Raw genomic sequence first — 15,316 nt, 5'->3', positions numbered from 1 at the left:
TGGTATAGAAACCTTAGCATCTTTTGCTATTTTTGCACTATTTACCATAATGGTTAATAATGATCTTAGTGCTTATTTTTATAGTAGGTAGTTAATAAAATGAGATGATGATATTTTCAAGGCTATAAATCATTACTAAATATTTTTTCTAATTCTGCTAAGCGTTATTCTATTCTTTTCAATGATGGTTTGTTATGGTACTAACAACGTTCTATACTTTCTATACCTGAGGAGTCGTATGGTGATGATACATCAGCTAATAACGGCGTTTTGCAATTTTGATAGTCAATATCTGTGTAACGAGGGTTAAATATCTCAAATATTTCTGTAATGCTTCCTTTATATTCTTCAGACTTAGGATTTACTGTTCGTATAATTGTTATTAAGCGTGCAAAATTGCTGATAGTCTTAAGACTATCATCACCGCCAAGACTCTTACATATTTCATGCAATATTCCGCTTGCAGAATCTAAGTTTATTGCTATAGCGGATGGGGAATTTAATTTTACAATTTCATTATTTAAATTAGTTAGTGGTAGTATTGAGAATTCATATCCCTTAATAGATTTTGCTAGTTTTATAATATCATGTAAATTATTAATTTTTATAACTTCATCTAATATAACTGCATTATTCTTAAAATTTTCATGTAGTAGTTTTATAAATGCTAATTCTTTATTCTTCATTACTAAATCTAAATTTTCATTTTTTATATTTCTTCCCTTATACCAATCCCATCCATGTTTAATGCAATACCCTAAGATAGTACCTACAGCTAATGTTCCTAATGCTACTCCAGCTATATAAGCACCGCTATATCCACCGTCATTTGTATCATCGTTAGGTCTTTCTGTAGTAGAGGCAGTGTAAGCTTTACCGAGTTGATCTAAAATATTTTTACCTATTTCTGTAGGAGAGACATTATCTAAAGAGAGACCTAAGTGATTTAGAGTATTTTCAAGAGTATTTATAAACGATTCACGAGGGATTAAAGTTTCTTTATAAGCGTTATAGTTTTGTAAAGCACTCATAGCTTCTTCTGTAGTGCATTCATTTAAACCTAAGAAATCAGCTCCGCTAGTTTCGGTAATATTGCCTTGAGAGAACATATAATCATTCATTACTTTATAAAGTTGTCCAAGAATACTAGCCGTACCGTTTTGATGAGGTGTTACGGCTTGTTGTAAAAGTATATGAGGATTATTTTCAGCATCGATAAAAATATTATTTATTGGAGTATTTAAACCATTGTTGCACTCTTGGTATAGTATTGAAAAATCATTTGGGGACTCATTGAAAGATTGTGCAATGTTTTTCCAATTACACTGTGTATTATCCACTATATAACCTTTTTTAAAAGTTCTTGCAACAGTACTATATACTGATGAAAATATAGTACCACTTAATTTATGAATGATGTGGCTTATATTACCCGGTAAACTGCTTACTATTTCATTTCCAAATATAGGCATAACGCATTTAAAATTTATATTTAATATAGATGCCATAATGTTACTCCTTTAATTAATAAAAGGTGGTTTCTAAAATATGTTAATATTTTTGTCAAGATAAAGTTAAAATAAATTAATTGGAAAGATTTGAGAAAGATGATTGTTATGCTGTAATGTTTCGTTTTTTCGTCATTGCGAGGAGAGGCAAAGCCTCGACGTGGCAATTTCAGGCATTTTGTACTAGACTTCTTGCATAACCTATCTTATAAAGAGGAATTTACAGGAAACGGATGCGAGTACCGGATTGACATACAAATTATCTTTAGAAAGAGGTTATGCAAGAAATCTACTGTTTCATGAGGTTGTCACGCTCCTTACAGTTGCTTGCAATGACGATTTGGTGTCCATGCAATAATACCTTGCGGGAATGACATAGAACGAGCTATACAATATTACTTACCTATGCAGAAATTTTTAAAGATCTCGCCTAGTATTTCTTCTACGTTGATAACACCCGTAATTGCACCGATGCAGCGTGCCGTCATTCTAATATCTTCAGTTGCTAGAACTAAATCATTATCTAAGCTAAAAGCCGTTAAATGTGAGAGAGCTTGTTGTAAATAGTTACGATGACGCTGATTTGTTATATAAGGAGTTTCGGTAAATCCTGCCATGTTTTTGGCAATATTTTCAATATTTTTTAATATGCTTGAAAGAGCAATATTATTTTTTACTGAAACTCTTAAGCATTTATATTTATTTTCAATAGCAAAGATTTTACTAGCTTCGATTAAATCGATTTTATTAATTATTGTGATAGTATTTTCATCAATTAAATTAATAATATCTTCATTTATAGAGGAGTCTAATTTTTCGGCATCAAACATTATAATTTTAATATCTGCTGTTTTAGCTGAATTTATAGCTCGTTTTATACCTTCTTGCTCGATAATGTCACTACTTTCTTCTCTTATACCTGCTGTATCCTGTAAAATAATAGGATAGCCGCCAATGTCTAAATGTCCCTCAATTATATCTCTAGTAGTTCCTGCAATATTTGAGACAATCGCTATATCTCTCTGCATTAAGAAGTTTAGTAAGCTAGACTTACCAACATTTGGCGGACCGATAATTGCAAGCTTAAGACCACTTCGTAGTAATTCTCCTTTTCTGTTATCATTAAGATATTCCGATATTGTATTGACAAGAATTGTATGAGTATTAGTAACTTCATTAAGGACGGTATCAGGTATATCTTCATCCGGGAAATCTATATAAGCTTCAAGCAGAGAGATAATTTTTAAAAGCTGACTACGCCAATTATTATATAATTCTTCAAGTTTGCCGCTTGCTTGTCTAATTGCTTGCTTATGCTGCATTATAGTTTCGGCATTAATTAAATCGGCTATCCCCTCTGCTGCCGTTAAATCAAATTTGTTATTTAAAAAAGCTCTTTTGGTAAACTCTCCTGCTTCTGCCAAACGAATACCAGCTATATTTAATAATGCATTTGTCAGCATTATAGATATAGCTTTACTGCCATGCGTGTGAATTTCGACTACGTCTTCCCCGGTAAAGCTACCAGGTGACTTAAAATAAACAACCATAACATTATCGATTAGCTCCTTAGTTTCAGGGACTGTAATTTGTTGATAATACATTAATCTCGATTTAAAGTCCTTTCTACCGGTAAGTAGCTGTAAAACTTCTAAACTTTTAGGACCAGAAATCCTAAAAACCGCTACGCCTGCTTTACCGAATGCAGAGCTTTGTGCAAATATCGTTTCCACTTATTTTCTATGCCTCTTGCTTAAGTTATTTTATATAATATAATAACAACAGAAATAATCATATTATTATTACTTAAGAAAATCATGACCCCAAAAACAACCTCTTTAAACTTTAGTCGTTTAAATTGTCAAATCCCGAATTATAAAACTAAAATTCTAGAACTTAGCAAGGAACGTGAGTCAAATTCCATATATATAGATTTTGTTCAAAGGTTTTTAAATTATATTCCGATAGATTATGATTTTGAGAATAGAGCAAAATTATTTCAAAATTTTGCAGATGAAGCCTTTAAGTTTTTTAAGCAAAGGATAGCAAGAGCAAGAAAAATAGCAATAACAAAGGCAGTTATCGAAAATGATCCGGCAATAAATGTCTTGATATTACTTGATAATAAGCCGCATATTGTTGATTTTATCATATGTCTGCTTAAAAACATGAATTTGCAAACTAAGTTTTTACTCCATCCGGTAATAAACTGTGTCCGAAATAGTACAGGAGAATTAGAAAAAATATTAGAAAATGCTGTGTCGGATGAAAAATCAGAATCAATACTACATTTAACCATTTTAGGCAATTTTGACGATAAAACTACTACATTTTTAACCGAGGCTATAAATGAAAGATTAGAAAAGTTAGAGCAAAGCTATAGCCATTTACCGCAATTACTCACAAAATTACAAGATTTATCTAAAAATATAATTGATAATTATAAATTAAATTTTAAAGAGGCTAAAGAATTCTTAAATTGGTTACAAAACGATAATTTGGTTTTATTAGGGACTCTTGATTTTGAAGTAAAATCTTTAAAATTAAGCAATGAAATAGGAGCAGCAAAAATATGGCAAGAAGTAAAAGACGAGATTGATGATATTATAAAATGTTCTGCTAATCCTTTATATCAAAATCAATTAATAATACTCGGTAAAATAAATAGTGCGTCGCTTATCTATTCAGATAATTTAATCGACTATATCTTAGTGAAAAAATTTGACTCTTCGGGTGAATATATTTCGGGAAGTATAATTTTCGGTATATATAATTCAAATATGTATTACCATTCAATAAGTAATATTCCAATCCTACGACAAAAATTTAATTTTGTAATTGAGAAAGCCGGTTTTGCATTATCTGGTTATAATGCTGATAAGTTAAGAATTTTAATGGAGTCGTTACCGAGAGAAGCTTTAATACAAATTGATCAAGGCGATTTATATTGTATGTGTTTACATATGCTCTCAAGTATGATGAGTAAGAAGCTTAAATTATTTATTCAATATGATTGGTCTAGTTCTTTTCTTAATATCATAATTTTTCTGCCACGAGAACGTTTAACGGCTGAAATGCATAATATGATAGATTGTTATTTAGCAGAAAAATTCGGTAGTAAAATTTTATCCAACTATATCACCGAAGTAGCCGGTAATTTTTCTTATCTTTTTGTAACGCTTGAAGCACAAGGGGAACATAAAATAAATTTTGAAGCAGAAATAATACAGCAAGATTTAGATCGTATCTCTACACGTTGGAGTGAAGATTTTTATTTTAAGTTTTCTAAAAAATTTGGCGAATATCAGGCAGGTATTAATTTAAAGCTTTTTGATAATATTTTTTCGGCAGATTATCGGCAAAAATTTTCTCCGGAAATAGCTTTAGTAGATATTGAATATCTAACGGAAGCAAGTAAGTCACAAAAATATATGTTTAATCTAGTTTCTGTAAATGAAACGGAATTTTACTTAAAAATATATAGTCCAAAAGTAAAACTTGCACTTTCTAACATATTGCCGCCAATAGAAAATTTAGGTTTTAAAGCAATTGATGAACAAACTTTTGCAATTAATGAGGCTCTCGAAATCAAAGAAAGCTGGATATATAATTTTATCTTAACTTCTATTGTACCTGTAAAGGATAATATTACCGAATTAAAAATAAATGTTGAAGAAGCTTTGGACAAAATGGCACTTGGGATTCTTGCTAATGATTCTTTAAGTAAATTAATAGTGCTTGCCGGTTTTAATTGGAAGCAAGTTAAACTCGTCAAAGCTTTAACAAGATATTTACATCAAACGGGATTTAGTTACGGTAAAGGCTATGTACAGTTAACGTTACTTAAACATCCCGAATATACAAAAATGTTGGTAAATCTATTTGATATAAAATTTAATCCTAAACATTTGGATAATAATTGTGACGTAATTAAAGACAAACTAAATAATTACTTAGTAACCGTTGAGATGAGTAGTGAAGATAAAGTACTACGTAATATGCTTGGTATAGTTAATGCTATTACTAGAACAAATTACTATCAACCACATAAACATATTTTTTCATTTAAGTTTGATTCTTCAAAAGTACCGGATTTACCTAAACCTGTTCCGTTTGCCGAAACATTTGTTTATTCTAGAAATTTTGAAGCTGTTCATTTAAGAGGCGGTCCCGTATCACGCGGAGGGCTTAGATGGTCGGATAGAGCAGAAGATTATAGGCTTGAGGTCCTTGGGCTTATGAAAGCACAAATGACTAAGAATTCCGTTATTGTCCCTGTCGGTGCTAAAGGCGGCTTTTATGTTCATTTTACTGAGGAAGGGCTTACTCGTGATGAATATATGGAAAAAGTGGTAGAATGCTATAAGAATTTCCTTAGAGGTTTATTAGACATAACTGATAATATCATTGACGGTAAAGTAGTACATCCAAAAGACGTTATTATTTATGATAAAGAAGATCCTTATTTAGTGGTTGCTGCCGATAAAGGTACAGCCTCATTTTCGGATTATGCTAATAGTGTGGCAAGAGAATATAATTACTGGCTTGATGATGCTTTTGCTTCTGGTGGTTCTGCAGGTTACGATCATAAAAAAATGGCTATTACTTCCAAAGGAGTTTGGATTTCCGTAACTAATCACTTTAAAACTTTAGGGTTAGATGTCCAAAAAGACCCTATTACCGTCGTAGGTATAGGAGATATGTCGGGAGATGTGTTTGGTAACGGTATGCTCAGATCAGAGGCTATTAAGTTAGTTGCTGCCTTTAATCATAAACATATATTTATTGATCCTACTCCTGATCCTTTATCAAGTTTTAATGAGCGTTTGCGTTTATTTAATTTAAAGGGTTCTAATTGGTCTGATTATGATTCTAAGCTTATTTCTAAAGGAGGCAAAGTATTTGAACGCAGTAGTAAATTAATAAAATTATCACCGGAAATTAAAAAATTACTTGATATAAATGATAATGAATTATCACCGGAAGAATTAATTAAAGCTATTTTAAAAGCAGATGTTGATTTATTGTGGAATGGCGGAATAGGCACTTATATCAAAGCTAAAACGGAAAATAATTTAGAAATCGGTGATAAAGCAAATGATAACCTTAGATGTGACGGTGAAGAAATTAGAGCAAAAGTTATAGCAGAAGGCGGTAATGTTGGGGTATCACAGAGAGGTAGAGTTGAATATGCTAAAAAAGGCGGGCGCATAAATGCTGACTTTATTGATAATTCAGCAGGTGTTGATTGCTCTGATCATGAGGTAAATATCAAGATTGCTTTAAGTAGTGCGATAACCTCAGGAAAAATTACTTTAGAAGAACGTAATAAACTTCTAAACGATATGACAAAGCAAGTTGAAGAGTTAGTATTACTTGATAATTATAAGCAAACCGAAGCAATAACAATTATGCAACTATCTCCTACTTTAACTGTTAATATACTTAGTCAATTTATAGATCTTTTAGAAGAAGAAAAAGTATTAGAGCGGGAAAATGAATTCTTGCCTAGTGCAGAAGAATTGAATAGCAGAGCTATTAGCGGTGAAGTATTAACTCGTCCTGAGCTTTGCATATTGCTATCATATAGTAAGAGATCTGCTTATCATGAGTTAATTAATTCTACTTTTTCCCATGATAAATATTTTGATGCATATCTTATAGATTATTTCCCTGAAATGATGCAAAAAAAGTTTCGTAATGAAATTTTATCTCATCCACTTAAACATGAGATTATTAAAACCGTTACTATAAATAAAATAATGAATCAGCTTGGTGGACCGCTTATTAGTATTGTAAAGCGTGAGATTGGGGCTCCTCTTTGTGATATAATAAGGTCATATACCATTATTTGTGAAATTTTTGATCTTGATGATATATGGGAAACGATAAGTAAGCTACCTACTAATATTGATTACAATGTAAAAATCGACATGTTTACCGAAATAACGAAATTAATGCGTCGAGGTATTTCATGGTTTATTAAAAATTTAAAACATCCTATTAATATTAGTGACACTATAGAAGAGTTTAGAGTTCCTGCACAAAACTTAAGAAAAACGGTAGATACTTTATTAGTCGGAGAAACTAAAATAAGATTTGAAGAAAAATTGAATTATTATACCACTAGTGGGGTAGCGGAATCATTGGCTGCTACTATCGTTACATTTGACAATTTAATTTCAGTATTTGACATTATATATGTAACAAAACAGACTTCAGGGAATAATAAAGAGATAGCAAAAGCTTATTTTATTATAAGTGATATGTTTAGTCTTGATTGGTTACGTAAAGCTTGTGATAGGCAATTGAACGATTCATTTTGGCGTCGCTTAGGTATTCAATCGTTAAAAGATGATTTATATGACAAACAACGTAGATTATTAATAAAAATAATTAATAAATCTAAAACAACTATTGATTTAGATTTATGGATTGATAATAATAATAACTTAGTTAGAAATTTTCTTGATTTTATTAAAGAAATCAAAGCTCAAGAAACTATAGACTTAAATATAATTATTTTAGCAAACAAGAAATTTGAAATATTCTTACAAAAACTTGAGTAAATTATGTCGTCAATGCTTAAGCAAATTAGGTTAGATTCAGGTAAAACTTTAAATCAGGTATCTAGTGATTTAAAAATTAGAAAAAAATATTTAGTAGCTTTAGAAGATGGTGATTTTGATGTTTTACCAGGAGAAGTATATGTAAGAGGTTACTTAAATTATACTTGGATTATCTTAATGTAAAAGATAGAAATGCAGAGCAGATAGAAGCTACTCAACAGAACGAAACCGAAAAATTATTAAATAATAAAAAAGCTACGATATTGATAAATTATAAACGTAAAAAGCAATTAGTATTGATATCTATTATAATGTTATCAATTATTATGGTAAGTCATCCATTCATAATTAACGCTTAAACGAAGATGGATAATGAAATATTAGACTGCTTACAGAACGAAGCTAATAAAGAGGCATTTAAAGGAGACACGGAACACGGCACCGCAGCGTACATAGACGTATGTGAGGATGCGAGTACAGGATCGACGTACAAATTACCTTTAGAAGCAAATTATGTAAGCAGTCTAAAGAAATTAATGGAAGAAGTAGAACATAAACTCGATGATTTGTTGAGTATGCTTGTAAATAATCAAAATGAAGTTCAAAAATTACAAAACGAAAATAAAGCATTAAAAGATAATTATATAACAATGCTAGATCAAATTAACATTTATATTAATGAACTTGAAGAAATAAAAAAACAGCAAAAATAATTATGTCAATTGTTACGGTAACATTAAATAACAAGAGTTTTCAATTATATTGTAATAATGGAGATGAGGAAGAGTTACTATCTTTAGCGAATAAATTGAATGATAAAATAGCGGAAATTAAACTTGGTAGTCCCACAGCCTCTTTTGAGCTATTATTAGTTATGGCATCACTTAATGCGCAAGCTGAAATAACTAGTCTAACAGAAAAACTTAATAAAAACGGTCTTCACAAAAATCATCCCGACGAAGAAAAATTCGCAGAAACCTTAGCTACTATAGCAGGTTACCTAGAAAACCTTGCACGTAAAATGGGAAAGTGATATACTAGTTCTTGGCTGCTTGGTTCGTGAGCTTAATATTAACCTAGGACTACCACTAACTTTCAGGACATCGTCCCTGTCTAATACTAATTCAGTTTAGATATATGAAGTCCACCTTTACATAAAGGTCTTTGAAGGATTTTAAGTAACGGCCAAAGTGGTCATGTATACTCGTTTAATTTGAAAAATTGGCTACGTTGTCTTTTGCTGATAATCCTCACGTACTAGTATGTATGCTGCGGTTATCAGCTTCAAGATGCCTTGCTCTTTTCCAAATTAAACTTCGTCTACCTACTTTTCGTTTACTCACAGTATACCTTTAAAATGAAACAAACAAAATCATGCAATAAAGTTCTTGGTGCTTTTTTAGGCACTATTATTGAATATTACGACTATAGTTTATATGGTTTTTCAGCGGCAATTATCGCTGATAAATTCTTTTCAGCCAGTACTGATCTATTAACAAAGCTTGTAAATGTTTTTGCCGTTTATGCAGCAGCATATTTATCAAAGCCTATGGGTGCTTATATTTTTGGACGTATAGGGGATATATACGGTCGAAAAAAAGCCTTAAGTTTTACGATTATCGGTATTGTAATCCCTACCTTAATAATAGGTTTATTGCCCGATTATCCCTCGATAGGAGTTTGGAGTACAATAATTTTAGTTTTATGTCGCTTCATGCAAGGTATTTTTATTGGAGGGGAATATGACGGTGCAGCGATTTATGTTATTGAACATTTAGGAGCAAAATACCGATTTACTGCCTCGGCAATAACTAGATGTACAGGAGTAATGGGTTTATTATGCGGAATCGGTGCAACTAATTTCTTTAATTCTCATATTTTTCCGGAGTGGGGTTGGCGTATCCCATTTTTACTAAGTTTACCATTTGCATTAATAACTCTTTATTATCGCCGGCAATTTGATGAAACACCGGAGTTTAAAAAAGCACACTATAGCCAAGATTCTATTGAAAAACTTAGCTCTATAATTAAAAAGCAATGGAAAAATATTGCACGGTTAATATTTTTAGCTGGAGGTTTTGGAGCAACATATCAAATTGCGATCATCTTTATGAAGCAATATTTACCGCTCGTATTACCTTCAGTCGGTATTATTATGAGTGCTTTTTCGGTCTTAATAGTAATATGTTTTGCTGTTTGCATGCCGATTGCCGGTTTTATTGCCGATCGCTTAGGAGTTAATTCGGTATTAAAAATCGCATTTATATGTACTATTACAGCAAGTGTATTTTTTGTGATAGCAGTAAAATATCAAATGACTAATTTAGGGCTTGCAGCTAGTTTAATGTTAGCTGCATCAGTTGCACCTTTTAATGCTCTTGCTCATAGTATAGTTATTAAGTCTTTTGTAGTTAAAGAACGCTATCGTGTTATAAGTTTAGGACATAATATCGGCTCAATGTTAATGTCTGGTACTGCTAATTATATTTGTGCAAAGGTAATAAAATCATTTGATTTTAACCTATTCCCGATTTTATATCTTTGCATGTTTGCCGTACTTGCTTATTCTATGATCATATTATTTAACCGTGATAGGTAAAAAATAAATCTTGACGAAAATAATGAATGTAAGTATCTTTATTTGTATTTTTTTTAACTTTAAATATTATGCATAAAATTTTTCATAAATCTATAATTTTTATTATCTTATGTATACAAGGAAATATTAGTTTTACCGATGCAAACAGAAGTATCTAGATATTGGTAATTGCAAAGAACGTGAATATGACTATGAAGATCATTTGGAAGAATTGTTGCAGCAAGAAATTTCTTTAGCAATGCAGAAGAATGGTTTAAGAGTTAAGTTATTGCACCACAAAGATATTAGAACACAAAAGCTTGATGATTTAGTATCTCGTACCCATAAATCTTTAATTGTTCTGATGTCTAAATGGTCATAGTGATTATGGTTTATTAATATAACATCTATTTTAGGTAAGTCGGTAAAATTAATACAGGGTTTTACCACTCTTTTTGGTCCTGCAAAAGTAAAAGGACTAACCCGCTCTGACCATACCGGATCGGTTAAGATATTTAAACCGTCTATTTGAATTCAAAAGGTTACATGCCTTATGTAGGCTACTCGTACAGCGTAATCTCGATTGCTTGATACTAATGAATTTCGTGAAACTTGTCTGTAGTCATGTACTAATGTACAATGTGCAGACTCGTCCTTAAATTCATCTTGTCTGAAGCGATCGAGATTTAGCTGTGTATTTTTACTGCTAGTTATTTTTTGTGGTGGAATATCACAGTGGAAGTAAGCGGCAGTGCTGTTGGCCCTTTTGGTCGTTTTGAAGTTATTTCCCATTTTAGAATATCAAGTAAGGTTTTAAGTTTTATATTAGTATCAATATTGAAAAACAGATTTTTATTTAGATAGACCTTCCTTTCGGTTTATTAGAGCTTTTAACTTGTTCAGCAAAAGATTTTGTCTTTTTATTTGTTGGTTTATGAATAAATCCTCTAGTTTTTTCTCCTATCAACATGGCTTCTTGAAGTATATCTTTTGGTAGTTTAGCTATAGATGCCGATATTTCCGGAGTTTGTTTTATTTCTATCGTTATCTTTTTTGCTTTATTTATATCTCTGCCTATGACTTCATCTAGTGGAACATTTTTATAATCTGCAAGAGCAACAATTGCTCCCATATCAGGCATTTTTGTACGACCATCTAGAAAATTTTTCCACGCTGTTTCATGAGTACCTGTTTTTTCACTTAACTTATACGGGGTTATATTGTCTGTTTCTAATATATTCAGTACAAATTTTTTAAAATTATTTCTAATTTCTTCTGAATCATCTTTATTTGTTTCTGATATATCGTTAATCCGATTAAATCTTTCTTTTGACCTTATATCTTCTGCGCTCATTATTTTTTCCTGTAAAATTTACTCCTAAAAATTGAGAGTTAAAATAACTTCATAGATAACCTCTTAGACTTATTTATTAATATATAACTAATAAATAGTAAATAGAAGATAATTATAATGAAAATAATAAATTTAAGCTATTGAATGAAGTATTTAGGTCTTAATATATGAAATTTAAATTAATCTATTTTAACTTTTTTTGTTACAAATTATAAAATTTTTTTGTAGTAGGAGCCATGTCTTTTCCACTTCTTTTACTATAAATTAAATCTCAGATGTAGAATCTAAGATATTTTAAAAAGATTATATAAATTAAAAATTGTTTTTTCTGCATCTTGATCATTTATGAATAAGTTAATTTTAACTTCTGATAATTGTATCATGTTAACATTTATATTATCTTTCGTTAACTTTGATAATATCGTTTCAAGTAATTTACAATCATTTTTAATCCCATAACCAATAAGAGAGATTGTAGCAATTTCGGTATCAAAAGTAAAACCTTGTATCTGCTTATCATCTTTTAAATTAGTCAGTAAAGCGTGTAAATTATTTTTATCGGTTAAATTTGTAATAAAACTATATTCTGCATTATTTTTTATCTCTTGCATAAACTCAATATGATTATTATTTTGTGTAATCATATTTGCAACTTGCAAAAAACTTAAAGAAATGCTCTTTACAGATGTTTTTAATAAATTTTTATTAGAAGTAATGCTGTTAATAATCCCATTCTCCATATTTTTATCCTTTGAAGTGATTAACGTACCTTCTGTATCTGGTGAAAATGTTGACAGAACACGCATATCTATTTTATACCGCATTACTAACTCTCCGGCTCTAGGGTGTAGTACTTTTGCTCCACTTGATGCTAGTGCTAACATTTCTAAAAAATCTATTTCTTTTATCTTCTTGGCATTTGGAATAATTCTTGGATCAGCAGTAAATATTCCCTCCACATCCGTATAAATATCACATCTATCAGCTTTCATAGCTGCAGCGATTAAGGCGGCAGTAGTATCAGATCCTCCTCTGCCCAAAGTAGTTAACCTATTGGATTTGTTAATTCCTTGAAAACCGGCTATTATAGGGACGGTATTTAACTGTAAATATTTTTCTAGTAAATCTGTAGTAATTGATTCTACTAAAGCTTTACTATGATTATTATCGGTGAGTATCGGTAATTGCCAAGCTAGAAATGATCGCGCCTTTATGTCTTCTTCTTGAAGAGCGAGCGCTAGTAATGAAGCAGTGACTATTTCACCGCTAGAAAGTGCTACATCATATTCTGCAAATTGAGAAATGTTGTTAAGGCTTGATACTTCATTACACAATGTGACAAGTTGATTAGTAACACCTGCCATAGCCGAAACTACTACAATTACTTGGTTATTTTTAGCTATTTCGGTTTTTATGATAGGAACGATTTTTTTTATTCTATCAATATTTGCAACGGAAGTGCCACCGAACTTTTGAATTATTAAGGCCATAAGTAAAGAAAGCCTAATAGAATATTATGTTATATAATTAATTTCCGCCTGTTGTCATCTAGCTTGCTTACAGACATTATTGTGTGGAACGGTTTTCAGTTGTTATCTCACAACTTAATCGCGAGATCCAGCTTAAAATACTAATAATTGAGTACTTTAAATTGTTTTTATGGATCTTGTAGTAAAGCCACGGGGTGACAAAGTAGATTTTACCAATCAACGCAACAATGCCATAAAAAGCATTTTGCGTTCCACGTAACACTAGTAGATCAAACTGCAATACTTAAGCACTGGCAATTTCTTTAACATTCACGATTTTATGATTTCGCTTAGTTAAAAATTCTACTCTACCTTCTATCAAAGCAAATATTGTATGATCTTTGCCGAGCCCTACATTCGTTCCAGGATGAATTTTTGTACCGCGTTGTCTAACTATAATATTACCGGGTATTACATATTGTCCATCGGATTTTTTAACTCCCAGCCTCCGACCGACTGAGTCTCTTCCGTTCCTAGAACTACCACCGGCTTTTTTGGTTGCCATTTTATAATTCCTTTTAAGTTATTATTATTGTTTGGTAATATCTAATATTTTTAATTCCGTCAATTCTTGGCGATGACCGGCTTTACGACGATAATTTTTCCTACGCTTTTTCTTAAAGACTATAATTTTATTATCTTTAAGTTGGTTAGTAATTTCAGCCGTAACTACAGCCCCTTTAACTATTGGAGTCCCAATAAAAGAAGGCTTTGAGTATTCGCCAATCATTAAAATTTGATCAAACTGAATTTTAGAGCCAAGTTCTCCATCAATTTTTTCGACTTTAATAATACTATCTCTGTCTACTTTATATTGTTTTCCACCTGCTTTTATAACTGCGAACATGAAAACTATCTCTTTAAAAATTAATAAATATTTATCGTATCATATTATTATATTAGAAATTAGTCAATGATCTTTTTTTATAGCAAATCTATTGTCGAATATCTATTAACACAAATATAATTGCGTATTGAGTTACCGCAGCAAATATTGCGGCTAGCAAATCATCAAGCATAACGCCGATACTACCCTTAATATTTTTGTCCAACCAATTAATAGGCCAGGGCTTTACTATATCAAAAAATCGGAATAGACCAAAAGGTAATATGAAAAGTAATATAATATTTATTGTTAGCGGACTAAAATATTTAATTAAATACGATTCATTAGCAAATAAAGCAGAAAAAAATACTAAAACGATAGTTAGCATTTGCCCTACTACTTCATCAATTACCACTTCTTTAGGATCTTCTGAATTTGTATAATTTAAATATATTTTAGTAAAATAAGTGCCGAGTATTAAGAGTGTCAAACATAGGCTAAAGCTTATAATAAATATACTGACAAGTTGAGCTTCACCGAGAGTGAGACTTAAGAAAGGAATGATTATTTTGTTATTAACAATAAAATATATTAAGAAATAAGTTAGAGGGAAAGCGGCAATCGATCCAAAAGTGCCTGGGCAGTATTTTATTTTCCCGATATAAAAAAAAGTAGCAAAAAATTCTGAAAATTGTTTTTTAGTCAACATTTCTTTAATTATTTTATCCTAGATTAGAGCTATAATATCTTATATAATTAAATTTTAACTTATACAGCAAAAATATCATGGGAATGAGCTTTAGCCATTTATTAATAGTTTTATTAATTATTTTTGTATTATTCGGTGCCGGCAAATTACCGCAAGTCATGTCTGATCTTGCTAAAGGTCTTAAAGCTTTTAAAGACGGCATGAAAGACGATGGTAGTGATAAAAATAAATAATTAATCTTTA

General features: G+C 30.8%; 13 protein-coding genes, 1 other RNA gene and 2 pseudogenes. 8 read left to right on the top strand and 8 right to left on the bottom strand.

What is annotated here, in order from left to right; translation table 11 throughout:
* Positions 1 to 200: 200 nt before the first annotated feature.
* Positions 201 to 1,508: a DUF5460 family protein gene (locus ACPKKV_RS00295; RefSeq protein ID WP_392505617.1), complete on the bottom strand. Its 1,308-nt coding sequence runs from the start codon at positions 1,506 to 1,508 to the stop codon at positions 201 to 203.
* Between the two features lie 395 nt (positions 1,509 to 1,903).
* Entirely contained in the window at positions 1,904 to 3,241 is a 1,338-nt protein-coding gene (gene mnmE / locus ACPKKV_RS00290; protein ID WP_392505616.1) for a tRNA uridine-5-carboxymethylaminomethyl(34) synthesis GTPase MnmE, read from the bottom strand.
* Positions 3,242 to 3,325: 84 nt separating this feature from the next.
* Between mnmE and ACPKKV_RS00285 the strand changes: the two genes are divergently transcribed.
* From ACPKKV_RS00285 to ACPKKV_RS00255, 7 genes and pseudogenes are all read left to right on the top strand, one after another.
* Entirely contained in the window at positions 3,326 to 8,077 is a 4,752-nt protein-coding gene (locus tag ACPKKV_RS00285; protein ID WP_392505614.1) for an NAD-glutamate dehydrogenase, read from the top strand.
* 3 nt (positions 8,078 to 8,080) lie between these two features.
* Positions 8,081 to 8,436: pseudogene (locus ACPKKV_RS00280) on the top strand (helix-turn-helix domain-containing protein).
* Between the two features lie 6 nt (positions 8,437 to 8,442).
* A complete protein-coding gene (locus tag ACPKKV_RS00275) occupies positions 8,443 to 8,790 on the top strand; it encodes a palindromic element RPE1 domain-containing protein (RefSeq protein ID WP_392505613.1) in 348 nt (115 codons plus the stop codon).
* Positions 8,791 to 8,792: 2 nt separating this feature from the next.
* A complete protein-coding gene (locus ACPKKV_RS00270; protein WP_392505612.1) occupies positions 8,793 to 9,110 on the top strand; it encodes a cell division protein ZapA in 318 nt (105 codons plus the stop codon).
* A gap of 9 nt (positions 9,111 to 9,119) precedes the next feature.
* Positions 9,120 to 9,278, top strand: a non-coding RNA gene (gene ssrS / locus ACPKKV_RS00265) — 6S RNA.
* Positions 9,279 to 9,434: 156 nt separating this feature from the next.
* Positions 9,435 to 10,676: an MFS transporter gene (locus ACPKKV_RS00260; protein ID WP_392505610.1), complete on the top strand. Its 1,242-nt coding sequence runs from the start codon at positions 9,435 to 9,437 to the stop codon at positions 10,674 to 10,676.
* 214 nt (positions 10,677 to 10,890) lie between these two features.
* On the top strand, positions 10,891 to 11,037 hold the full coding sequence (locus ACPKKV_RS00255) for a hypothetical protein (RefSeq protein WP_392505608.1): 147 nt from the start codon (positions 10,891 to 10,893) through the stop codon (positions 11,035 to 11,037).
* Here the strand turns inward: ACPKKV_RS00255 and ACPKKV_RS00250 are convergent.
* From ACPKKV_RS00250 to ACPKKV_RS00225, 6 genes and pseudogenes are all read right to left on the bottom strand, one after another.
* Positions 10,988 to 11,168, bottom strand: a pseudogene (locus ACPKKV_RS00250) (MBL fold metallo-hydrolase); the annotation flags it as partial. The gene ACPKKV_RS00255 and the pseudogene ACPKKV_RS00250 sit on opposite strands and share 50 nt — an antisense overlap.
* Positions 11,169 to 11,511: 343 nt before the next feature.
* Complete coding sequence (locus ACPKKV_RS00245; protein ID WP_392505605.1) at positions 11,512 to 12,009, bottom strand: helix-turn-helix domain-containing protein; 498 nt, start codon at positions 12,007 to 12,009, stop codon at positions 11,512 to 11,514.
* 284 nt (positions 12,010 to 12,293) lie between these two features.
* Positions 12,294 to 13,499 carry an aspartate kinase gene (locus ACPKKV_RS00240; protein WP_392505604.1) on the bottom strand — a complete coding sequence of 402 codons (1,206 nt, stop codon included), beginning with the start codon at positions 13,497 to 13,499 and terminating at the stop codon, positions 12,294 to 12,296.
* Positions 13,500 to 13,782: 283 nt separating this feature from the next.
* The gene (rpmA, locus tag ACPKKV_RS00235) at positions 13,783 to 14,043 is read right to left on the bottom strand and encodes a 50S ribosomal protein L27 (RefSeq protein ID WP_392505602.1); all 261 of its coding nucleotides are present in this window, start codon (positions 14,041 to 14,043) and stop codon (positions 13,783 to 13,785) included.
* Between the two features lie 24 nt (positions 14,044 to 14,067).
* Entirely contained in the window at positions 14,068 to 14,385 is a 318-nt protein-coding gene (rplU, locus tag ACPKKV_RS00230) for a 50S ribosomal protein L21 (protein ID WP_392505600.1), read from the bottom strand.
* A gap of 88 nt (positions 14,386 to 14,473) precedes the next feature.
* A complete protein-coding gene (locus ACPKKV_RS00225) occupies positions 14,474 to 15,073 on the bottom strand; it encodes a phosphatidylglycerophosphatase A family protein (RefSeq protein ID WP_392505599.1) in 600 nt (199 codons plus the stop codon).
* Between the two features lie 77 nt (positions 15,074 to 15,150).
* Between ACPKKV_RS00225 and tatA the strand changes: the two genes are divergently transcribed.
* Complete coding sequence (gene tatA / locus ACPKKV_RS00220; protein ID WP_392505597.1) at positions 15,151 to 15,306, top strand: twin-arginine translocase TatA; 156 nt, start codon at positions 15,151 to 15,153, stop codon at positions 15,304 to 15,306.
* Positions 15,307 to 15,316: the final 10 nt, after the last annotated feature.

The sequence above is a fragment of the Rickettsia finnyi genome (assembly GCF_049668125.1).
Taxonomy (GTDB): Bacteria; Pseudomonadota; Alphaproteobacteria; order Rickettsiales; family Rickettsiaceae; genus Rickettsia; species Rickettsia kotlanii.
The sequence above is the reverse complement of the archived record's forward strand: the minus strand, read 5'-3'. Positions and strand labels throughout refer to the sequence as shown.

What these genes read in the sequence shown, in the direction of transcription:
- ACPKKV_RS00275 (WP_392505613.1), top strand. Translation starts at nt 8,443, where the DNA reads ATGGATAATGAAATATTAGACTGCTTACAGAACGAAGCTAATAAAGAG.
- ACPKKV_RS00285 (WP_392505614.1), top strand. Translation starts at nt 3,326, where the DNA reads ATGACCCCAAAAACAACCTCTTTAAACTTTAGTCGTTTAAATTGTCAA.
- ACPKKV_RS00225 (WP_392505599.1), bottom strand. Translation starts at nt 15,073, where the DNA reads ATGTTGACTAAAAAACAATTTTCAGAATTTTTTGCTACTTTTTTTTAT.
- rplU (WP_392505600.1), bottom strand. Translation starts at nt 14,385, where the DNA reads ATGTTCGCAGTTATAAAAGCAGGTGGAAAACAATATAAAGTAGACAGA.
- ACPKKV_RS00245 (WP_392505605.1), bottom strand. Translation starts at nt 12,009, where the DNA reads ATGAGCGCAGAAGATATAAGGTCAAAAGAAAGATTTAATCGGATTAAC.
- ACPKKV_RS00260 (WP_392505610.1), top strand. Translation starts at nt 9,435, where the DNA reads ATGAAACAAACAAAATCATGCAATAAAGTTCTTGGTGCTTTTTTAGGC.
- ACPKKV_RS00270 (WP_392505612.1), top strand. Translation starts at nt 8,793, where the DNA reads ATGTCAATTGTTACGGTAACATTAAATAACAAGAGTTTTCAATTATAT.
- ACPKKV_RS00295 (WP_392505617.1), bottom strand. Translation starts at nt 1,508, where the DNA reads ATGGCATCTATATTAAATATAAATTTTAAATGCGTTATGCCTATATTT.
- tatA (WP_392505597.1), top strand. Translation starts at nt 15,151, where the DNA reads ATGGGAATGAGCTTTAGCCATTTATTAATAGTTTTATTAATTATTTTT.
- ACPKKV_RS00240 (WP_392505604.1), bottom strand. Translation starts at nt 13,499, where the DNA reads ATGGCCTTAATAATTCAAAAGTTCGGTGGCACTTCCGTTGCAAATATT.
- rpmA (WP_392505602.1), bottom strand. Translation starts at nt 14,043, where the DNA reads ATGGCAACCAAAAAAGCCGGTGGTAGTTCTAGGAACGGAAGAGACTCA.